The following is a 22,672-nucleotide window of genomic DNA, read 5'->3' on the forward strand; positions in this document are numbered from 1 at the left end:
ATAATGGATTTACTTTTGATAATTTCTTTTTCAATGGCAATTTCAACGGTTTTATTGATTAGCAAATCCAAAAGGTCTACATCTTTTAAACGAAGTTTTCGAAACTTAGTTAAAGAACTTGGCTCAATTACCGGCTCCTCCGGAGCCATATGAAGAAAATACTTAAATGACATATCGTATTTCGAACGGTCAACTATATCAACATCAGACAGGTCATAAATGGTTTTTAACAATAAATATTTGAACATGCGAATAGGGTCGATAGCGTTTCGACCATTATCATGACAATATTTATCCATAAGTTCATCATAAACAAAAGAGAAGTCAACCAAGTCGTTAAGTTTACGCAAAAGATTATCCTTTGGAACAACTATTTCATAAATACCCATATATGGACTAAAAATCATTGATTGTTGATTTTGTATCATTGTACCCACCCGTTTGAAATTGATACTTTAATTATACAGCAAAAAAGGTATAATCCCTTTAATAATAAGGAATTATACCTTTTTAAATTTAGCCCAGGTAAAAGAACTCTGTTGATTGGAACGGAAGGCGGCGAAGACTCCTGCGGGAGCAGCGGGACAGGTGAGACCCCACAGGCGCAGCCGAGGAGGCTCACCGCCCGCCCCGCGGAAAGCGAAGCCGCCTGGAGAGGAAATCAACAGACCATTTTATACACGAAACCTAAATTCAGGGACTTTTTCAGTGTCCTCTTTATACAGGACCTAATTTTTAAGGATAGTAAAATCCTCCGATCTAAAAGAATTTTCTGATATTATTATTTCATACATAAATAAGAGAATGGAAGGTTGAGTGATTTGTTTGATGGACCATTATGATGTTGTAATTGTAGGCGCAGGGTCGATGGGCATGGCTGCGGGGTATTACTTATCAAAACTTGGGAAAAGAACCTTATTAATAGATGCTAATGATCCTCCACATAGCTTTGGAAGTCATCATGGAGATACGAGAATCATTCGTCATGCATATGGAGAAGGAAGGCAATATGTTCCGCTTGCGCTCGGGGCGCAAGAATTGTGGCAGGAATTAGAACAAGAATCAGGAATGGAGTTGTTTTCTCCTACAGGTGTCTTGTGTGTAGGTGCAGAGGGCTCTCCCTTTATCGAAGAGGTAATCAAAAGTGCCAAGGAATTTTCTTTACCACAGGAAGTCCTAACAAGTAATGCGATTAATGATCGCTGGAAAGGCATTTCTCTACCAGAGGGCCTGGTTGGGTGTTTAGAAAAAAAATCTGGGGTGCTTTTTAGTGAAGAATGTATTCGAGCTTATCGCAGGCAAGGTTTAGAGAATGGGATGACCTTAGTACCTCATACAAAAGTCGAAAAAATAGAGAAGTTTGCCGAAGGTTCCATTGTACATACAAAGCATGCACAATATGCTGCTGATTATGTAGTTGTCTCTTCAGGAGCATGGACAGGGAAAATCCTTGAGGGAACAGGGTTTGAACTTCCTCTTCAACCGACACGTAAGACCGTCTCCTGGTTTGAATGCGATGAGCGTCTCTATGACTCTAGTCATTTTCCTGCTTTTAGTATGGAAGTATCCAATGAACATTTTTATGGCTTTCCATCTATTAATGGAAGTGGATTAAAGATTGGAAGACATGATGGAGGTGAAATGGTAGAGCCGGATTGTTTCAATCGGGAATATGAAGTGGGTTCATCAGATGAGTATCAGTGTCGAGATTTTATTAGGAAGTACCTGCCGAAAGCCAATGGCCCTCTTATAAAAGGAAAGACATGTCTTTATACACTGACGCCAGATGAACATTTTATCATTGACCGTCACCCTGCATTTTCAAATATCATAATAGCTGCAGGCTTTTCCGGACATGGCTTTAAATTTTCAAGCGTCGTAGGAAAAGTTATTTGTAATCTAGTTACAGAAGGTCAAGCAAATTATGATATCTCGATGTTTACACTTCAACGATTTAAAAAATATTAAAGTTAGAGAGGGAGACTCTTAACGAGATTTCCTTCTTTTTTTGTTGGTGAACTGACTTTACAATAGCAATATTGTGCTAATAGTTCGAATGATTATCTAGAGCCTTCTTTATTTCAAAACATTATAATTTAGTTAGCTAAAGTGTGAACGCTTTAATAAGGATGAAAGGAAGAAAGTTATTTTTTTTGGAAAAATTTTTCAGAAAAATTAAAAAACATTGAAAAGGAGTTTTTTATGAGCAATCAAAAATATTTAATGGATGATGCCCCACTTAATAAATTTCACCTTCGAATTACGGCACTTACTTTCGGTTCTAATTTTTCCGATGGTTTTGCTTTAGGAATTATTGGAATGGCGCTTTCTTTATTAGGGCCAGAAATGAAACTAGGACCTATATGGGAAGGATTAATCGGAAGCTCCGCTTTAATTGGTCTCTTTTTTGGGAGCCTTTTTCTAGGAGGATTATCTGATCGGATTGGCAGGCAAAAAATCTACTTAGCTAATTTTCTGATTATAACGATTGCCTCTGCTTTACAGTTTTTTGTACATGACCCATGGACGCTATTCATTTTACGCTTAATGATTGGGATTGCATTAGGAGGAGACTACGCAGTTGGATCGACATTACTTGCTGAGTTTGCCCCTAGAAAGTATAGAGGATTATTGCTTTCTTCTTTAAATGTACTCTGGACTGTCGGGTATGTCGTTTCAAATATCGTCGGTTTTTATTTACAAAAATCTGGACCGGATTCTTGGCGATGGATGCTTGTAAGTGCTGCTATTCCCGCTTTTATTGTACTAATTTTGCGTATTGGAACTCCCGAATCGCCACTCTGGTTACTTAAAATGGGACGTGCGGAAGAGGCTCGTGCCATCGTAAGAAAATATATTGGTCCCAATGCCATAATGGATGAAACGATTAAAGAAAATTCCAAAACAGCTTTCCGTATGGTTGATCTTTTCAGTAAGCATCTTTGGAAGCGGACAACATTTGGATCTTTATTTTATTTATGTCAGGTTGTTCCGTATTTCGCCATCTATACCTTTCTCCCTACCATATTGAGTAAAATGGGATTTGAAGAAACGTTTAGTGTTGATATGCAGCTGAACCTGTTCCTTCTAGCCGGTGCCATCGTTGGGGTATGGTGTACCGAAAAGCTTACACGAAGAGGCTTCACCATTTATACGTTTATCATTCTTACCGTTTCTTTATTTATATTAAGTGTATTACCGAAAGAATCACATACTATAGCAATTATTGTATTTGCAACCTTCACATTTGTGATGTCTGCTGCTTCCAACCTTACGTTAGTCTATCCTGCAGAACTTTTCCCGACAGAAATTCGTGGAACAGGCGTTGGTGTTACGACTGCAGTAAGCCGCATTGGTTCTGCAATCGGAACCTTTCTGTTACCTGTAAGTGTTAGTTCATGGGGAATGGGGCCTTCTATGATTGCGATGAGTGCGATTCTATTGATTGGAACGATTGTCTCAATTGCGTGGGCACCAGAAACCAAGTATCTGTCAATGAGTGAAGTAGATAACCCAGACCTTGAAACGGGGAACTCTTCAATCATAGATTCTTCGCTATCCAATACAAGCAATTTATCATAAGCTTTTGAATAAAGAGGTGTTTTAGATGACCAAGAATGAAAACTTACACCCAAAGGACATAAAAGAGGTTATTCTTGGCGATCAGGAACTTTCGATTCATGAAGTGATAGCTGTTGCAAGATATTCAGCCCAGGTTACTTTTACAGAAACGTATTGTAACAGGGTGAAAACCTCACGGGAATTAATCGAAAAGTTTTTACAAGAAGAGCGCGCGATTTATGGAGTGACGACCGGATTTGGCAGCAATGTAACAAAAGTAATCTCGAAGGACGATGCAGAAATCCTACAACGCAATATTGTTCGATCGCATGCTGTTTCAGTCGGAGATCCGCTGGAAAAGGAAGTGGTTAGAGCTATTCAGTTAATGATCCTAAACCAGTTAGGACATGGATTTTCAGGAGTCAGTTTAGCGGTTTTAGAACTAATGGCAGAATTATTGAACCGTGACATCTTACCGGTTGTACCTGGTGATGGCTCAGTGGCCTATCTTGCTCCTGAAGCCCACATTGCTTTAGTATTAATGGGTGAAGGGACAGCTTGGTATAATGGGGACCTCCTTTCAGGCTGTGAAGCCTTAGAAAGAGCAGGGCTGGAACCAGTGGTACTAGGCTGCAAAGAAGGACTAGCCCTATTAAGTGGTACGACTTCAGTTACCGCGTTTGCCGCTCTCGCTTTATACAATGCGATTCAAGCTGTGAAGACCGCAGATATTTCGGGAGCTATGTCGTTTGAATCGTTAAAAGGAACCATAAAGGCTTTCGACCCTCGCCTTCATTCCTTAAAAAAACATGAGGAACAGAGTAAAACAGCTCGAAATCTAGCAAGAATTCTTCATGGCAGTGAAATTGTTGAAAAGTACCAGGATTATCGCTTACAAGATGCACTAAGTCTACGAAGTATTCCACAAGTTCATGGTGCGGTAAAAAAGGTAATGAAAAATGCATTGGAAAACTTGGTGAATGAAATGCAGTCCACCAGTGATAATCCAATCATCTGGCCGGAAGGGAACGATGGAATTGCGTTAATGGGTGGAAACTTCGATAGCTCTTTTGTTGGAATGGATGCAGATTCGATGTGTATCGCAATGGCGAACTTAGCCAAGATAGCGGAACGTCGGATTGATCGCCTAGTGAATTATCATGTAAGCGAACTGCCCAGCTTCTTAGTGGCCAATCCTGGCTTGAATAATGGCTACATGATTCCACAATACACGGCTGCGGGATTATTAAATGAAATCAGAGTTCTTTCACATCCTGCTACTGTTGATAATGTCTCGACTTGTGCGAATCAAGAGGATGTGGTGAGTTTTGCCTATTTTGCTGCTAAAAAAGCCTATCAAGTTTCCAAGAAGCTTCAATATATTTTAGCGATTGAACTCATGCTAGGCGCGCAGGCATTGGATTTCCACGAATCATTGAGTCCATCACCGGTAACTGGAAAAGTTCATCAGTTTATCCGAGCGAAAGTACCAACAGTCAAAGAGGACCGATTTTTCCATCCTGATATCGAAATCATTTACCAGCACATCCTAGAAGGAGAAATCGTTACACTAGTCGAAGAGTTAATTGGAGAAATAGAATATTGAGTGTTTAAGGAGGAAGCCGCTGAAAGCTTCTTCCTTTTCTTTAACTTAGAAGACAGGACGGACGAGGGGAGTAATTATGAAGCAAGATTCAAATAGCGCTGCTTTTTCCCATCTTCTACTCTCTGGAACGCTTGTTCATGAAGGGACATTTACAGAATTACAACAAAAATTCGGAATATCTATTCATCCACATTTAGTAATGGTTATTTCAATCGACCGTTATCCAGATATGGCAAGCGGGAATTCGTTGGAGTGGAAAAAAGAGGTTGGTCAGCAGCTAGTGGGAAAAATTGAGGAAACTGTAAGTATTCCTTTTCTTTGGAATTGGATCGAAGAGGGTGTTCTTGCTCTTCTCTTAGAATTGGAAGAACAGGATTCCGTAAATGTGTTTAATAGAAAAATGGTTCATATGGCGAAAGAAATTCAACTTGCTACCAATTGTATTGATCTTTCTGTATCCATAGGTATTGGCAGATATTATCGAGATCCTTATGCGCTGTACCAATCATTTATAGAAGCAAGGAAATCGATGTCAGGCCGCTTTTTCCAAGGGAATCAATTAATCTTTCATTACGAAACGAAACGAAATAATGAGGAGCCACTTATTAATCCGTTCAATGAAGAAAAGGCAGAATTGCTTGCACTTGTTAAAATTGGAGATATAGAAGGGATTATTCTTAATTTGAAACGACTCATGGAAAAATTAGCAGTCGCTAGTCATTTTAATGAGGATATTTTCAAAACAGAAGTAGTGTCCATCGTCTTATTATTGTCTAAACGGGTGATAGATTCAGGTGCAAATGCAATAACGATCCATTCCAATAATACTAATTTTATTCAAAACTTGTATCATATTATTCGTTACGACAAATGTGTCAAGCTGGTTTGTGAATATGCCGTTTGGCTTACGGAGCAATCAGAAAACACGAATCGAAATGCAGTAACTCCTTTAATTCAACAAGCCATCCGTTATATAAAAGAAAACCATCAGAAGAGTATTTCTCTACATGAAGTAGCACAATATTGTTGCATAAGCCGGCATCATTTTAGTCATTTGTTTAAGAAAGAAGTAGGGAGTAGTTTGATTGATTATTTAAATCGAATGAGAATTGACATGTCTTTATCATATTTAGAGATGACAGATTTGCCAATAAGCGAGATTGCAGCAAGAATAGGATTCGATGATGCTAATTATTTTAGCCGCATGTTTAAAAAATATATGGAGTTTAGCCCTTCCGATTATCGTATAGCAACGAATTGGACAAAAAAATAAGAGCGGCTTCCTCCTTTATCAGGATGATGCCCGCTCTTTTTGCTATAAGACGTCTACCGATTTCTGAAAAGATAGATAAATACTCAAACTGATTTCCAGCTTTTAAACTTTAAATAGTAAAGTGATATTGATAAGAATTGGACTGGTAAATCTTTATTAGCTTTTTTCATAGATTGGCTTTTCTATGGATTTCCTACCTAAAGAAATACGTATCTGTGATTTCCTACCCTTTTTATGATTGCAGGGCAGGTGGAGCCGCCACTGATAGCGAATAGCAGACATGCGTAACGCCATAACAATAAGGACAATCAGGGTCAACTGAATGGGGGTGTTCCAACCCAGCCAAATACATATGGCACATAAAATCGTTAAAATTGCATGGATTTCTTCCTTTAAAGCAAGGGGTTTTCGGGCAGCGATGATGTCACGAATCATCCCCCCTCCAACGCCGGTAAACATCGACGCCAAGACCATTACGCCCAAATCATTAGAAAAAACCTTTTGGGCTGACATTGCTCCTTGAAGAGCAAAGGAAGCAAGACCAATGGAATCAAAAAATAAACTCCACCGCTTCCAATGATTAATCCACTTTAGCGGCAATAATACGATGAATGTCAGCGTTATTAAAACTGTTAAAATGATGGAATGGTCCCAAAGCTCTGAAATAGGGACACCGATAATCAAATTTCGTACGATCCCTCCCCCAAAGGCTGTGGTTAAACCCAATGCGTAAACCCCCACAAAGGAATATTCTGCTTCAAGGGCTACAAAAGCCCCGCTTGCTGCATATGAAATAATTCCGATAAAATGAAGGACGATCCAAGACATTCCTTTAAAAACCTCCTGATATAAATAATTTATTTTCCTAATCTCTTTAGACGAAAATACGAACTTTGGAAAATACTTTGCAAGAAAGAAAAATATTTTTTTCCATTTTTATACAAAAAACTCCACCACAAGAAATCGTCTCATCAGACGACAGTTTGTGGTGGAGTAATCAATTAGCATTGCCTACTAATAAATCATTCCATTGGAAATAATAAATAGAGTTCTAACAAAAAGTTTTATTAGGGCTCCATCAATAAAATTTGTCTAAATTTTGTCCAACGGCATTGATTATACTCCTCTCAACCAGAAAAGCAAGACAAATTTAGGACTGGTTGAATTTTTTGTAGACTTTGTTGTATAGTATCGAGTTGTTAGGAGGAGAGACATGGGGAAAAAGGAAACAGCGTTTAATGATATTGTACGGAAAATGCGGAAAGAGATTTTTGGAAAGGGACCGGAGCGAATTTTTACTCACTTTGTGGATGATATGGCCATCACAACCATGTATGGTATTCTAACTCCGACAGAAAAATTTATTGCACAATCTCAAGAGGGTAAAAAAGTAATTCATAGTGCCCGAACCGAAATGATTCGGGATATATATAAGCAAAAAATACCTGAGGGAATGGAGGAGATCGTAGGTTCAAAACTGCTTCATTTATTTTCGGATGCAAAGATTGAAGAGGATATGGCTGTATCTGTATTTATTTTTGAAAAAACGATTGAGTTATAACCGATTGTTTTTAAAGGTATTGGTTTTGAGGCATTTGAAAGAAGTATCAAAGAACACTTCAAGGTTCTTGATACTTCTTTCTTCTTTTATTATCAAATAGCAGTGTAAAACTCCTAGCTTTAGCTATGGGGATATTCATGCGGGTTTTGTTTGTTTTTGGTCCAAGTGATGGCTTAGAAAAGTTAAGAGACTTGCAAGTATTGCAATCAATCCGCCGACCCATGTCACACTCATCAAATTGCCTTGATGGTAAACCATTCCGCCTGCTGCGGACCCCAGGGCAATACCGATATTGCTAGCGACTGGCATTAGTGAAGCAGCGAGTCCTGTCGCTTTTGGTTGATAAATACCTGCAAGGTCAATCAAATAAAGCTGGGTAGATGTTGTTAAAAGGATGGCCATTAACGACATCAAGCCAATGTTAATCAATCCATAGAATAAATTATTTGTAGTCCAATATAAGCTGATTAGAACAATTGCTTGCAAAAGGAAAACAATGCGAAGACGCCCGATCGCATTGTTGCTAGCAATTTTTCCAGCGAGTATGTTGCTGAAAATCGAAATAAATCCGTAGCCAAATAATATCAAACTGATTGAATTACTCGGTGCTTCCATTCCATTCAGGATCGGAACAAGATACGTATAAACGGCATACGTCGCTCCAAATCCTAAAGATGGAATGAAAAACGCCATTAAGATTCGAGGGTGTGTCAACAAAGAAAATTGATCACGCATTGAACTGCGAAATTGACTGAGCTTATTAGGCAAAACGAAGAAAGATGCCAAAAACGCAATTCCACCAAGAAAAGTCGTTAACAGGAAAGTTGCATTCCAGTTGTACCATTCAGCGATCGCAGTGCCAATTGGTACTCCAATCACGTTTGCAAGAGTAAAACCACCGAAAACAAATGATATAGCAAGTCCTCGTTTGGCGCTTGGAATGGCTTCACTGGCAACAATCATGGCAAGGGAGATTAAAACACCTGTTACAATCGCCGTCATCATCCGAAGTACAAGAAGCATGATGTAGCTCGTCGAAAACACACACAAAGCATTCAGGATGATGAACGAGCCTATTAAAAACAACATCCATTTACGCTTAGGAAAATGACTTGTTGCGCTCATCACGAGCGGTGTAGCAATGGCAAATGTAATGGCAAAAGCAGAAACGAGTGTTCCTGCTTTTTCATTCGCTATATGAAGACCTGAGGAAATATCGGTTAAGATCCCGACGATAACAAATTCGCTTGTCCCAAGAACAAATGTTAATAAAGAAAGTGTAAAGATGAGCAACCAATGTCGCTTGGATAATTCAGTAGAGTTCATAAATACCTCTTTTCTTTGATGAATGTATATGTGAAACATGGCAGTAAACAATTAAAACATCATACCATAAAACATTTTTACTAGGATAGTCCATACTTTTTACCAGCCATTAAAAAGGGAGTTAGATTCCTTCATTCACTGGCATTCTATATCATAAAAACATGGTTTCTGGATTCATTAAAAAGCTGTAATATACAGAGGTATGAATCATATTTGTATGTTACAGCAAGTTTTTAACGCTCCATTTAGGTATAATGGATAAACAAGACATTGCGTAAAACTTGCAATATATAAATGGTGAGTTTGCCAAAGAAAGGGATTCTATTATGTCAAAACGTAAAAAGTCCATCTTGAAACCACTTATTTTGTCCACCCTATCGCTCTTTATTATTCTAGTTGTAGTTTTTTATGTTATGGATAAGGACAGGGAAGGGAAGCAGAACCCAACGGAGAACTCTCAACCAGTCGTTGAACCTTCACCCAATACTCCACCAGAATTAGGTGAAAATAATAATCAGAAGCTGCATGACTATATTAATGACCTTTTTTCCTTCGCGAAGGAAGGAAAAGTGGTCGGTATCCCTTTCGTTTCGGGGAAGGCTAAGAAGCAGGAAGTACAAAATAAATGGGGAGAACCCGACCAAACAACAGACACTGAAAGTGGTAGATACGAAGAATATAAAAATCGAAATATCGTTATAGGATACACAGGTGAGATTGTCTCGGATATCCGATCATATGATCCTGAATTACAAAAAATCCGGCAAAATGACATCAAGAAGGCAGGCGGCGAACCTGATCAGATTCGCTACTATAAAGATGAAACACAAGACCAAATTATTCTTGTTTATCAGGTTACCCCTTTAACAGAGTTAAAGTGGATCTTACCAAAACCAACCGATCAGGAGCCAAATCCAAAAGTGGACCATATATCCGTCTTTACACAAGTTAAAAATCAAGCCGAGCAATCTACTCCACCGGACCAGCAAAAGACCATAGCTGACTTGAGTTTAGATGAGAAAATTGGGCAATTGATCTTCGCAGGTATAGCTGGCACCACCGTGGATTCCAATACAAAGAGTTTATTAACGAAATACAAGGTGGGCGGGATTATTTTTTACAAAGACAATTTAATCAACCCATCACAAACGGTGCAGCTATTGAATCAAGTGAAGTCTGAAAATGGCCAGAAGGTGCCGCTTCTCTTGGGAGTGGATCAAGAAGGCGGGCGTGTGACCAGGCTCCCTGGTGGATTGATTAATTTTCCAACCAATAAAGAAATTGGGGCCATTAATAATTCTCAGTTTTCCTATCAGGTGGGGACGATGTTAGGGAAGGAGTTAAAGGAATTTGGTTTCAATCTTGATTTTGCTCCTGTGCTGGACATCAACAGCAATCCAAATAACCCGGTGATAGGGGATCGTTCATACGGGAATAATGCTGAAATTGTGAGTAAGCTTGGTATTCAAACTTTTAAAGGAATACAATCGCAACACATTATCCCTACCATTAAGCATTTTCCAGGACATGGAGATACGTCTGTTGACTCCCATCTGGAGCTGCCCATTGTCAATAAAAGCCTGCAACAGCTAAAAGAGCTCGAATTAATCCCGTTTGAGAAGGCAATCAATAGCGGTGCGGATGTTGTTATGGTGGCCCATATCTTATTGCCAAAACTGGATGCTGATTTTCCATCATCTATGTCCAAAAATATAATAACAGGGATCTTGAGGCAACAGCTGGACTATAGCGGTGTTGTCATCACGGATGACATGACCATGGGGGCGATTATCGACCATTATTCGATTGGCAGAGCCGCAGTCGAATCAGTTAAGGCCGGCAGTGATATTATTTTAGTTGGACATGGTTATAACAATGCAGTGGAAGCCATTTCTTCTTTAAAAAGCGCTGTCCAAAAAGGGGAAATTACGGAACAAAGAATAAATGAAAGTGTCAGTAGAATTTTGGAGCTAAAAAAGAAATATGAAATAAATAATGAGAAAGTGAACAATGCGAATATAGAGGAAGTAAACCAATCCATAAAAAAACTTCTGGATGAGTACTCAAATTAATCTTTCAACCAGGCAAAAAACACCGTTTGGACTATAGACCCAACGGTGTTTTTTTATTTGGTTATGCACCTTTTCGATGATTTATTTGGACAAACTTTGATCGATTAAACAAAAACTCTTTTATCGAATTGGTTTGATGCTTTGCTTTAGCGGCAAAGAATGGATTCAAAATAACAATCGTTAGTAAGTTTGCTGATAATCCCCAAAATCCTTCATAAATTCCATGTGCGCTGTTTGTTGCGTAAACGGTAAAAGTTGTGGCCAATCCGACGAGCAATCCAATCGTTGTAGCTTCTCTCGTTTGATTTTTCCAGAATAAGCTCACAACAATGGCTGGGAAAATTTGCACCATTCCGGACACCCCTAAAAGCTGTAATGATACGAGGGCAGTAGGGAATAACAGGCCGAATAATAAAGCAAGACCAATGACAACGAATACCATCGAACGTGTGACAAGTGTTAATTTAGCACCCTTTACGTTTGGATTAATTAAATCACGGTAGATGTTGTTGGCAAATAAGTTGGACGCACCGATGGCCATAATCGAGCAAGGGATTAACGATGCTAAGGCGATCGTTGAATAGGCCAGCCCTTGTCCGATCCCGCCGTATGAAACTTGAATCAGATTTAAAAAGGCAAAGCGCGGATCGCTTCCCGCAGGCAAGACATGGTAAGCGACAAAGCCTAGAAAAATGACCAAGATTAAGACTACATTGTATAAAGGCAGGAACATCGCATTTTTTCGAACAGCATCCGCACTTTTTGCGGTAAATACGCCAGTTGCTCCGTGAGCCCACATAAATAAGGCCAAGGCTGAAACAAGTGAGGCGGTGATGAACCATGGGATTCCTTTTGGACCGGAAGTTGGAATCGTCAGCAGCTGCGGCGATTCTTTTACAAGGGTATCAATCATTGGACTCCAGCCGCCAAAATGAATAATCGGCAGAGAAACCACAAGGAATAACATAATCGCCCAGACGAGTACATCTTTAATGATGGCTGTATAGGTCGGTCCTTTGATTCCGCTAAAGAACGTAAACAGGGCAACAAGCAGGAAGGATGTAATCACGACTACTTTAACATTGATGAAGCCCGTTCCAGCCACTTGAAGCGTATCTTGGATCCCGGCTAACTGCAAATCAATATACGGGATGAGCATCAATACGCCGGTAATAGCGATGATCGAAGAGAGGAGCTTACTGTCAAAACGCTCTCGCGCATAATCCGCTAGTGTGGTCAGCTTGAATTTATTTGCTACCTTCCATAGTTTAGGAAGATAGAAATAGGAAACAAAGTAAGCGATGATACAATAAGGAATCGCAAAGAAGGCAAGACTTCCTCCAGAATAAGCTGTACTAGTCAGGCCTAAAAAGGTATAAGCCGTATATAAATCTGCGCCGACTAAAAACCAAACCAGCAATCCTCCAAAGCGCCTGCCGCCAACCGACCATTCCTCTACTGAGCTTCGCGACGATTTATTACGTCCTGCTATAAATCCAATTAGAACAACGGTTAAGACAATGAATGCGGTGATTAACAAAGCTGTCAAATTTCCTTGTTGCATTAGTCAAGACTCCCTTCTGATTTATCAAGTTGATAGATCCCTAAAGTGCATAAGGGTGTTAAGACGATCCATAAAAATAACCAAAATTGAAGAAAAGGCAGTCCTAAAATAATGGGATCGATTCGATTGGCCAAAGGCAGTACCACTAATTGCGAAAGTAACGGAAGTATAATTAGTAATGATTTCATGAATTTTTTGCCCATGTAGAAACCTCCTGTTTGATCATAGGTGAGCAATATTAAAATAGTAATATTGTCATACCAATAATATTGTTGAATAATTTTTTATGTTCGTAATCGTATCAAATCTGGTAAGAGATTACAAGTTAATTTTTTAACAATTTACAAAATTCTAATTAACAAACTATTATTTTAATGAATGGCTCTTGTAAAACTGGCCGTTGATTTCCACTCCAGGCGCTTCGCTTTCCGCGGGCGGCCCGGGGAGCCTCCTCGGCGCTAAGCGCCTGTGGGGTCTCCCCTGCCCCGTCCTCCCGCAGGAGTCTTCGCGCCTTCCGTTCCAATCAACTTTGCTATTAAAATTAATATTATCGATTAACATAGCCAATAAAAAAGCTTAATGGAAATGTTGTTAGGCTAACGACATTTCCATTAAGCTTTTCCTATTTATGTTTTTGTCCGATGAGCGGCCCAGATGATTAGTGCAATAACGATCATAATGCCCCCTGTCACACAAACTCCTTGCCATTTCCACCAGCTCCATGCATAGCCGCTAAGTGTTGAACCAAGCGAACCGCCGAGAAAATAACTAACCATGTACACGGTATTTAACCGACTCCGTGCCTCTGGGATTAAACTGTAGATTCTGGTTTGATTGGAGACTTGGGCACCCTGGACACCTAAATCTAACAGAACCACTCCGACAAATAATGCCCATAAGGAGGTTCCCAAAAAACCGAAGAATAGATAGGAGAATAGGCAAATCCCAATTAACAGGCCTACCATTGTTTTGGCATTGAATCGGTCTGCCAAACGGCCGACGATTGGTGCACCCATTACGCCTACTATTCCTATTAAGCCAAATAATCCTGCGACTTCACTGCCATAATGATAGGGCTCCCCTTCAAGAAAAAACGAGAGGGATGTCCAAAATATGCTAAAACTGCCGAACAGCATTGCACCGATTAATGAGGCTTCTCTTAAAACCGGCTGGGTCACAATTAAATGCCCAATGGATTTATAAAGTCCGGCAAAGGATAAACGCGATTCTGGATAGCTCTTGGGAAGAAATGTCTGCAATATGATTGCTAAAGCCAACATCATTGCCGCAGCGATCCAGTACATGGTGCGCCAGCCAAGGCTTCCTCCGATCAGTCCTGAGACGGTTCTTGCTAATAGAATCCCGATGAATAACCCACCCATGATATTGCCTATTACTTTTCCTCTTTCCACGGGGGCGGCCAATTGTGCTGCAAGGGGAAGGATGATTTGTGGTACCACCGTGGTCACTCCCACTGCAAAACTCGCAAGGTTTATCCAGAGAAGGTTTTGCGCAGTGGCAATCCCTATAAGGGAAAGCGTAACGGCAATCAATAAACTGGCAATCAACAGCCGGCGTTCCTTCATATCTCCCATTGGGACGAATATAAACATCCCAACAGCATATCCAATCTGTGTAAACATGGCGATGTTTGAGATTTGGTGGGCAGTCGCATGAAAGCTTCGCCCCATGTCGGCAAGGAGCGGTTGATTATAATAAAGATTTGCTACCGCCATCCCACAGGCAAGCGACATTAATAAAATTAACTTTTTAGACATGGAGGAATGCTCCGTCCTCGCGCTGTCATCAGTCGTTGTGATCAATCTATATTCCCCCTTTAATAACACCCGGAGTTTAATTGATTCTACAAAAGGAAAGAAAAACCTTCCAAAATATAGGGAATGGTCCTCCAAAATATTTACTTTCAAACATTGCCATACTATCATTTAAATGCAAAACGAATTCTTCTTCATGACAGGAGTAGTGGAAATGTTGATAGCTGATTTTATAATTGATTTGATTGGCGCTCTAATAGAGGCAATGATTCCTACTCCAAAGTCAAAGCTTGAAAAAAATATCAATGAATTAAAGGAAGAAGAATGGTTTGCCGATTTGGATAAAGATGTTCGCTATAATTACATCATTTGGCACAACAACAAAGTAAAACGTTTTTTGAAAAAGCCTGAAAATGTTAAGATTCTTAAAAGTAGTGAATGGGAGAGGGAAAAATTTATTCAGTTGGTGATTAAGGAGCATAAACGATTTGTGGGGATACACTAGGTTCAATCCGCAAGAGGACCCGCTTTTATCGGTTGGGGGATCATGTTAAGCACCCGATCAGATAAATAGACGGAAAAATTCCGCTTAATTTGTAATTAGCATTAAAAATAGCTTCAATAGACGGAGAAATTCCGCTTATTTACTCGAAAAACTTGAAAATGGGGGATTTTGCACTGCATAGTCGGAAAAACTTCCCTTATTTACCCCGAAACGAGCCCCATTTTGCATTTAACCGGAAAATCTCCGCTTATGTTACTTACACAAAAACCTTCCTGATCAATTACACAATCAGGAAGGTTTTTTATTAAAAAATTAATAGTGTTGCGTGCTTCGTTTATTGCCTCTTTGTAATTCAACTTCCTTTTTTAGGCCTGTTAGCAATGAGTAGCACATGGCGAGCATGATAATGGCAAATGGGAGTGCAGCGGCGATGGAAGCGGTCTGCAATACCTCCAAGCCACCGGCAATCAGCAAGACAGCGGATAAAGCAGACTGGATGATCCCCCATGTCATTTTTATTTTGTTTGATGGATTTAGCGTTCCGCCTTCACTTAGCATCCCTAAGACAAAGGTCGCAGTGTCAGCAACAGTAATATAATAAATAGCGATCACGGCGAAACCTAAAATACTTAATAGGGAGCTTAATGGAAGGTGGTCGAAGAATATAAATATAGACAAGTTTATATTGTCGGCGATATGTTTTGCCAAATCACGGTTTCCGGGATCCTGAACAATGTCCAGTGCTGAACCTCCAAACACGGACATCCAAAGACAGGTTCCAAGTGTGGGAACGATCAAAACCCCAACCACAAACTCCTTTATTGTCCGTCCTCTTGAAACCCGGGCAATGAACATGCCGACGAATGGTGCCCAGGCAATCCACCAAGCCCAGTAAAACAGAGTCCAGGAAGCAATCCATTTCTCCCCTTTTCCAAAAGGACTTATCCGTAAACTCATATGTAAAAAGTCACTTAGATACAGTCCTGTTGTATTGAAAAACACTTTAATAACCGTTAACGCCGGACCGACAATCATAATCAGTACAAGAATCGCCACTGAAAAGATGATGGCTGCGTTGGATAAATACTTTATTCCTTTTTCCAAGCCTGTATTAAGGGAAATAATAAAAAGGATTGTTGCGACCACAATGACAATCAGCTGAATCAATAACGTATTAGGAATTCCGAATATGTCATGCATACCTGCAGTGACCTGCATAGCCCCAAGCCCCAAAGAGGTGGCAATCCCGAAGACTGTGGCAAAAATGGACAGAATATCAATCGTTTTGCCTATCGGTCCATAAATCCTGTCGCCCAAAATGGGATGGAACGCGGAACTGATCGCAGCAGGAAGCCGTTTATTATATTGAAAAAAAGCAAGGGCTAAACCAATAACCGTGTAGATTGCCCATGGGTGCAGGCCCCAATGGAAAAATGTATATTTCATTGCGGTGTTCGCTGCATCAATGGTATAAGCTTTTCCGTACGGAGGAGCTGTATAATGGGTTACCGGTTCGGCAACACTCCAGTATACAATCCCTACACCCATACCCGCACCAAACAGCATGGCCAGCCAGGAAGGAGTGGAGAAATCAGGCGTGTCGGTTTTTCTGCCGAGTCGGATATTTCCATATCTTGAGAGCAATAAGTATATCGAAAAAAAGACGAAGAATAGGGTAGTACCTAGATAAACCCAGCCAAGGTAATCAATGGAGCTATTATAAACGGCGTTGGTGACTTTGGTAAGATTCTCTGTGAAAAAAACGCCCCAGACAATAAATATGAGGGTCAGTAATAGAGAGATAAGGAATACACTATTTTCTTTAATTTTATCCATGGAAACCTCCTGGTACTGGAAAAATACTAATGCTAGTTATTAAACGGATTGTATTGAAATTCCCACGTATCCGTATCCATCAACTCTTCATGCGGCACCTCTAAACCGCCTCCAAGATAAATGGTTTGTCCTTTGATCGCCACCACCATCGCTTCGATTAACACATCATTATCCTTCTTTTTATATATGTCACCCAACTGCGTGGATAACTCACCGTATGGATGAACAATTTGCGGGCCGGCGTCATCAATGTTTTCCTCCATATTTATCATGTCTTTATAATCGATCGGATGACTGTCAGGAGCACGTCCAGGTACCATCAATAAATATTCGGTATGCTTGATCCCATCCAAATCGCTTGTAATGACCCCTTTTTTATCAACCGTTTCCACCACTTCAATTTCATTTAAGGAATAGTGGTCCAGGGTATCGGGATCCGGATTGTTAATGAATATCAAATCTCCCGCTACTGGTTTTTGGTTATTCCGAAGCGTATATACCTTATGATTATAAATAAAGCTATCATTTTCCCTTGGAATGTATTTTTCCACACTCGCTGCATTGGTTATATGCTGTGTTGAATCCCTTAACTTGATCAGATGAACGGAGAGTTTATACATTGGTTTTACTCCATACACCTTGTGTAACTCATTGTTATAGTAAACAAATTGCCCTTTTCTGACTTGATACAGCTTCATTACTAAGTCTCCCTTCAGTCATAGGTGGAGCAGTATTCATAACAACTTGGAATTTGGATACATCGCTGTCATCTTTAGGATGTCTTTTTTCTGGAAAAACATGAAGTTTAAGTGGGAGGATTTTTCAGTTTAGATAAAATAGAAAAGGCTGAATGATATAAATAGGAGGGGAGAGAGTCTTGTTTTTACATTTTTTCACTATATTTTTTACATAGTTTCAAATTTTTATAAATAATTTTGCGAAAATAATAGAATTATCTATTATTGGGCATTGTTAAGAAAATTGGAAATTAATAAACTTAAATTTTGTTCAATTATGATTTAACATTTGTTCATAATATGTGTTATATTAGTAAAGTAATTTAAGATTAATGAAAGCGCTCACGGAGAATCAGTCCTGTTACAAAAAAAGAGAAGAAATGCCGTGAATAGGTTAAGGAGGGGAATGTTGTGAAAAGGAATTTTCACAGCAATTAATATGAGTAATGTTGGTTTATTTCTATCAGGTGCAGTGTTATTCCTAAACAGTCTGATGCTATTAGGAAAAGCGGATGGAAAGAGTGTGGGTCTCTTTAATATTTTCGTAGGAACCCTTCAAATAATGATCCCAAGTTATTTAATCGTCGTATCGCGCCAAGACCATTGGGAGCTTTACAATTATGCATCTATTTTCTTATTTGGGTTAACTTATTTATATGTTGGATTCACCTCATGGAAAGGGATTGATGGGAGCGGTCTTGGTTGGTTTAGTCTATGGGTTGCAATTGTTGGAGTGGTATATACCTTAACATCGATTATTCACTTTCAAAATGTTGTCAATGCACTGACATGGGCTATGTGGGCATTCTTATGGTTTCTGTTCTTCTTATCAAATGCACTTCATAAGAAAATTGACCATTATATTGGATTGGTTGCATTTGTTCAGTCATGGGTAACGTTGACCATACCAGCGCTCCTTTATTTTTTAGGTGTCTGGAATACACCAATGGTTGATCAAATCTGGACCTATGTGTTAATTCTAGCAATCGTCTATTTTATTATCAGTTTTTTCAGCGGGAAGCTTTCCTATAAAAGAGAGTCAAATATTCAAGTAATCAATGCTTTGGAGGTAAAATAATATGTCAATTATCATTGGAATTGTTGGAATCCTTATTCTAATAGGTATTGCCTGGTTAATGTCAAACGATAAGAAAAACATTAACTTCCGTGCTGTAGGTATCATGGCAGCTGTTCAGTTGTTAATCGCTTGGTTTATGCTGAATACTTCCATCGGTCAAAAAGTTTTGCACAAAATCGTCGATGGTTTTAACAAAGTTCTTTCTTTCGGGAATGACGGGATCTCATTTGTATTCGGCAGCCTTGCAGGAAAGGATTTATTCTTTGTTAATGTTCTAATGATGATTGTATTCGTAACCGCTTTACTAGGTATTTTAACTTATTCTAGAATATTACCATTAGCGATTAAATACATTGGCGGGGCAGTAAGTAAAATAACAGGTCTTCCAAAGGTTGAATCATTTGTTGCGGTGAATTCTATGGTATTTGGTGATACGTCCGCGATCCTTTCTGTTAAGTCATTCATACCTAGTCTTTCTGGAAACCGTCTGTTTGTGGTTGTTACTTCTTCTCTTGTTGCGGTAAGTTGTTCAATCCTCGGTGCTTACATGCAAATGATTCCTGCGGAGTACGTATTGGTGGCGTTACCTATTAACGTATTCTCTGGACTTATCCTATCAACGATTGTCTGTCCTGTAAGGAAAGAGGAAGATGAAAAAATCGATATTAAGGGAATGATTCCTGAGAAATCTCTTTTCGAAGCAATCGGCAACTGGACATTGCTCGGCGGAAAGACAGCCTTAATCGTAGGCGCTATGCTGATCACTTATGTAGGATTGATCGCGGCTGTTAACTGGATTTTTACTTCCATCTTCGGTATTTCTTTCACGGGTGTACTTGGATATGTATTCGCGCCAATCGCTTGGATTATGGGGATTCCTTCAAGTGAGATTGTTCGAGCTGGATCTGTCATGGGTACGAAGGTAGCGGCTAACGAGTTCGTCGCTATGTTAGACTTCATGAAAATGATCCCTGATATGTCTCATAAAACGGTAGGTATTGTATCAGCATTCTTGGTATCGTTTGCTAACTTTTCTTCCATTGGAATTATCTTAGGAACGGTACAGGCTATTAATAATGAAAAGGCAAGTGAGTTAGCTAAGGTTGGTTTAAAGGTTTTATTAGTAGCAACAATGGGATCCGTCTTAACTGGAACGATTGTAGGATTGTTCCTGTAAGCTGAATGGTGAAGAATTATAATAACCACACGAGGGTGTACCAAAGTCAGTTTTCGGTACACCTTTTTATCATGTCTTCAAAGGGCCATAAACGTAATTACCCAGTACAAAAGGAGAAATTTCCAAAAAAGTATTGACAGTAATTTACATCCTTATTATTATCATTATTAAGAATGATAATAATTTAGTTAACGGATACAAAAAAGGGGAGAGTTAAATGGTAAGTACGGCAACGATTATTTCGATGTTTGTCCCGATTGTGGTTTCCATTGGTTTATTTGTCGGATTGATTTTGGTTTATAGAAAGAAAACGGGGATTGCTGTAAAGCCGGTGGTTATTGGCGCTCTTGGGTTTGTCGTCGCAACACAGATTTTAGAAAAAGTATTGCATGTCGTTGTTATCACAAACTTTCCGAATTATTCGGACCATCCCTGGTTATTTGGATTATACGGCGGCATGGCAGCAGGCTTATTTGAAGAGCTGGCACGGTTTCTATTATTTATTTGGCTTCTGAAAAAATTTCATGATTACAAAGGCGGGATCTCGTTTGGAATCGGCTGGGGAGGTATAGAAGCGGTTTTGTTAGTGCTGATGACGGTTGTGCCAAACCTGATCTTCGCATTTATGATTAATTCGGGGACTTTTGAATCATCCTTAGCAGGGAGTATTCCAGCTGATCAGTTGGCAGGGATGAAAGAAACGATCGTAAATCAAGGGGTTTCCTTTTATTTATTAGGCAGTTTGGAGCGGTTTTTTGCTATATTCCTGCAAATCGTCTTTAGTTTATTTGTATTATTAGCCGTCGTTAAAAAGAAATTTTCCTATGTGGTCTATGCGATTCTCATTCATGCAGCAATTGACTTCCCACTCGCATTCTACCAAACAGGACATCTTAAAAACCTATGGGTCATTGAGATCTATATGGCGATCATCGGGCTATTATCCTTTGTTTTTATTAAAAAGGCAAGGAATATACTGCCTCATACGACAAGATAGTTTGATAGGGTTATTTTTCAAAAGAAAAGGGAATTGGACTAGAGCCAATTCCCTTCGTTTAAGAAATTAATTACGGATAAGGTAATCAAATGCACCTAAAGCTGCAGTAGCACCTGATCCCATTGAAATGATGATTTGTTTATAGGCACTATCCGTACAATCGCCGGCTGCAAACACACCAGGAAGGCTGGTTGCTCCATGCTTATCCACAATGATCTCTCCAAAGCGAGTTCGTTCAAGTGTTTCTCCTAGCCAATCTGTATTCGGTACTAGACCAATCTGTACAAACACACCTTGCAGTTCAACATGATGCTCTAAGCCTGTTTCACGGTCAATATAAGAAATGCCGTTTACTTTGTCAGTACCGGTAATTTCTTTTGTTTGAGCATTCTTGATCACCGTTACATTAGGCAGGCTGTATAGACGGTCTTGCAGGACAGAATCAGCTTTCAGCTCTGGCGCAAACTCAAGAACAGTTACATGATTAACAATGCCTGCGAGGTCAATAGCTGCTTCAATACCAGAATTACCGCCGCCAATAACAGCAACGTCTTTTCCTGCAAACAATGGACCATCACAATGTGGACAGTAGGCGACACCTTTGTTCTTGAACTCTGCTTCACCTGGGACGCCAACATTTCGCCAGCGGGCACCTGTTGATAGAATGACGCTTTTACTTCTTAAAATAGCTCCGTTTTCGAGTTCGACGGCAATAAAATCCTTCTTCTCCAAACGCTTTGCACGCTGTAAATTCATCACATCAACATTGTACTCTTTGACATGTTCTTCAAGACTTGCTGCTAGTTTAGGACCCTCTGTATATTTCGTACCGATAAAGTTCTCAATACCCATGGTGTCCATCACCTGGCCGCCAAATCTTTCCGCCACAATCCCTGTGCGGATGCCTTTACGTGCTGCATAGATAGCTGCACTGGCACCAGCAGGGCCGCCCCCGATCACAAGGACATCGAATGGTTCCTTATCAGAAAGTTCCGCTGCATCTGTTCCGCTGCCCATCTTGGCAAGGATTTCTTCAAGTGTCATACGGCCGCTGCCGAACGATTCCCCATTAACGAAAACGGTTGGTACCGCCATGATGTCCTTGCTTTCCACTTCTTCTTTGTAAGCCGCGCCGTCAATCATGGTGTGAGAAATACCAGGATTTAAAACGCTCATAATGTTCAATGCTTGAACCACGTCAGGGCAATTGTGGCAGGTTAGGCTGATATAGGATTCAAAGTGATAGTCACCTTTAATTGCTTTGATTTGATCAATGACTTTTTGATCAACCTTCGGGGCTCTGCCGCTTACCTGCAATAGAGCCAACACTAACGAGGTAAATTCGTGTCCTAGAGGAATACCAGCAAAAGTTATGCCTGTATCTTCGCCGATACGATTTACACTAAAGCTAGGTGTTCTTTCTAATTCAGTCTTCTCTACTTTAATCTGAGAAGACATATTGGCTAATTCGTCTACTAAAGCTAGCATGTCACGAGAAACGTCATCTGCTCCTGCGCTAACTTTAAGCAGTACGTTTCCCTCCATTAATTGAAGGTATTGTTCTAACTGAGCTTTTATATCTTGATCTAGTATCATGAATCTCT

General features: G+C 39.8%; 19 protein-coding genes. 10 read left to right on the forward strand and 9 right to left on the reverse strand.

Annotated elements, in window-relative coordinates; all coding sequences use genetic code 11:
- A partial coding sequence (locus COJ96_RS12885; RefSeq protein WP_142332998.1) for a transposase occupies positions 1-428 on the reverse strand: 428 nt, incomplete at its 3' end.
- A gap of 400 nt (positions 429-828) precedes the next feature.
- Between COJ96_RS12885 and solA the strand changes: the two genes are divergently transcribed.
- The 4 genes from solA to COJ96_RS12910 all read left to right on the forward strand — a co-directional run bounded on the left by solA (position 829) and on the right by COJ96_RS12910 (position 6,440).
- Positions 829-1,968 (forward strand): N-methyl-L-tryptophan oxidase, encoded by a 1,140-nt coding sequence (gene solA / locus COJ96_RS12895; protein WP_098573853.1) that lies wholly within the window; start codon positions 829-831, stop codon positions 1,966-1,968.
- Between the two features lie 234 nt (positions 1,969-2,202).
- Entirely contained in the window at positions 2,203-3,582 is a 1,380-nt protein-coding gene (locus COJ96_RS12900) for an MFS transporter (protein ID WP_098573856.1), read from the forward strand.
- A gap of 25 nt (positions 3,583-3,607) precedes the next feature.
- Positions 3,608-5,167 (forward strand): histidine ammonia-lyase, encoded by a 1,560-nt coding sequence (gene hutH, locus COJ96_RS12905; RefSeq protein WP_098573858.1) that lies wholly within the window; start codon positions 3,608-3,610, stop codon positions 5,165-5,167.
- Between the two features lie 76 nt (positions 5,168-5,243).
- A complete protein-coding gene (locus COJ96_RS12910) occupies positions 5,244-6,440 on the forward strand; it encodes an AraC family transcriptional regulator (protein WP_098573860.1) in 1,197 nt (398 codons plus the stop codon).
- 156 nt (positions 6,441-6,596) lie between these two features.
- On the opposite strand, the gene COJ96_RS12915 is transcribed toward COJ96_RS12910, so the two are convergent.
- Positions 6,597-7,268, reverse strand: a complete 672-nt coding sequence (locus tag COJ96_RS12915) for a trimeric intracellular cation channel family protein (protein ID WP_098573862.1) — start codon at positions 7,266-7,268, stop codon at positions 6,597-6,599.
- Positions 7,269-7,653: 385 nt separating this feature from the next.
- On the opposite strand from COJ96_RS12915, the gene COJ96_RS12920 reads away from it, so the two are divergent.
- Entirely contained in the window at positions 7,654-8,001 is a 348-nt protein-coding gene (locus tag COJ96_RS12920; protein ID WP_098573864.1) for a Na-translocating system protein MpsC family protein, read from the forward strand.
- 135 nt (positions 8,002-8,136) lie between these two features.
- Here COJ96_RS12920 and COJ96_RS12925 read toward each other — a convergent pair whose 3' ends face one another.
- A complete protein-coding gene (locus tag COJ96_RS12925) occupies positions 8,137-9,327 on the reverse strand; it encodes an MFS transporter (RefSeq protein ID WP_098573866.1) in 1,191 nt (396 codons plus the stop codon).
- A gap of 326 nt (positions 9,328-9,653) precedes the next feature.
- Here COJ96_RS12925 and nagZ point away from each other — a divergent pair, with 326 nt between their 5' ends.
- Positions 9,654-11,399: a beta-N-acetylhexosaminidase gene (nagZ, locus tag COJ96_RS12930; RefSeq protein WP_098573868.1), complete on the forward strand. Its 1,746-nt coding sequence runs from the start codon at positions 9,654-9,656 to the stop codon at positions 11,397-11,399.
- A 61-nt stretch (positions 11,400-11,460) separates the two neighbouring features.
- Here the strand turns inward: nagZ and COJ96_RS12935 are convergent, their stop codons facing one another.
- From COJ96_RS12935 to COJ96_RS12950, 3 genes are all read right to left on the reverse strand, one after another.
- On the reverse strand, positions 11,461-12,963 hold the full coding sequence (locus tag COJ96_RS12935; RefSeq protein ID WP_098573870.1) for a sodium:solute symporter family protein: 1,503 nt from the start codon (positions 12,961-12,963) through the stop codon (positions 11,461-11,463).
- A complete protein-coding gene (locus COJ96_RS12940) occupies positions 12,963-13,166 on the reverse strand; it encodes a DUF3311 domain-containing protein (protein WP_098573872.1) in 204 nt (67 codons plus the stop codon). Before COJ96_RS12940 ends, COJ96_RS12935 begins: the two co-directional genes overlap by 1 nt.
- 423 nt (positions 13,167-13,589) lie before the next feature.
- The gene (locus COJ96_RS12950; protein WP_257148506.1) at positions 13,590-14,786 is read right to left on the reverse strand and encodes an MFS transporter; all 1,197 of its coding nucleotides are present in this window, start codon (positions 14,784-14,786) and stop codon (positions 13,590-13,592) included.
- Positions 14,787-14,952: 166 nt separating this feature from the next.
- Between COJ96_RS12950 and COJ96_RS12955 the strand changes: the two genes are divergently transcribed.
- Positions 14,953-15,243: a hypothetical protein gene (locus COJ96_RS12955; RefSeq protein ID WP_098573875.1), complete on the forward strand. Its 291-nt coding sequence runs from the start codon at positions 14,953-14,955 to the stop codon at positions 15,241-15,243.
- A 312-nt stretch (positions 15,244-15,555) separates the two neighbouring features.
- Here the strand turns inward: COJ96_RS12955 and COJ96_RS12960 are convergent, their stop codons facing one another.
- Entirely contained in the window at positions 15,556-17,079 is a 1,524-nt protein-coding gene (locus tag COJ96_RS12960; protein WP_098573877.1) for a glycine betaine uptake BCCT transporter, read from the reverse strand.
- A 32-nt stretch (positions 17,080-17,111) separates the two neighbouring features.
- On the reverse strand, positions 17,112-17,777 hold the full coding sequence (locus COJ96_RS12965; RefSeq protein WP_098573879.1) for a hypothetical protein: 666 nt from the start codon (positions 17,775-17,777) through the stop codon (positions 17,112-17,114).
- A gap of 478 nt (positions 17,778-18,255) precedes the next feature.
- On the opposite strand from COJ96_RS12965, the gene COJ96_RS12970 reads away from it, so the two are divergent.
- The 3 genes from COJ96_RS12970 to COJ96_RS12980 all read left to right on the forward strand — a co-directional run bounded on the left by COJ96_RS12970 (position 18,256) and on the right by COJ96_RS12980 (position 21,068).
- A complete protein-coding gene (locus tag COJ96_RS12970) occupies positions 18,256-18,894 on the forward strand; it encodes an AmiS/UreI family transporter (protein WP_098573881.1) in 639 nt (212 codons plus the stop codon).
- Between the two features lies 1 nt (position 18,895).
- Positions 18,896-20,071 carry a NupC/NupG family nucleoside CNT transporter gene (locus COJ96_RS12975; RefSeq protein ID WP_098573883.1) on the forward strand — a complete coding sequence of 392 codons (1,176 nt, stop codon included), beginning with the start codon at positions 18,896-18,898 and terminating at the stop codon, positions 20,069-20,071.
- A 217-nt stretch (positions 20,072-20,288) separates the two neighbouring features.
- Entirely contained in the window at positions 20,289-21,068 is a 780-nt protein-coding gene (locus COJ96_RS12980; protein ID WP_098573885.1) for a YhfC family intramembrane metalloprotease, read from the forward strand.
- A gap of 66 nt (positions 21,069-21,134) precedes the next feature.
- Here the strand turns inward: COJ96_RS12980 and ahpF are convergent, their stop codons facing one another.
- Positions 21,135-22,664 (reverse strand): alkyl hydroperoxide reductase subunit F, encoded by a 1,530-nt coding sequence (ahpF, locus tag COJ96_RS12985; RefSeq protein WP_098573887.1) that lies wholly within the window; start codon positions 22,662-22,664, stop codon positions 21,135-21,137.
- Positions 22,665-22,672 lie beyond the last annotated feature (8 nt).

Source organism: Bacillus sp. AFS073361 (assembly GCF_002567005.1).
Classification (GTDB): domain Bacteria; phylum Bacillota; class Bacilli; order Bacillales; family Cytobacillaceae; genus Neobacillus.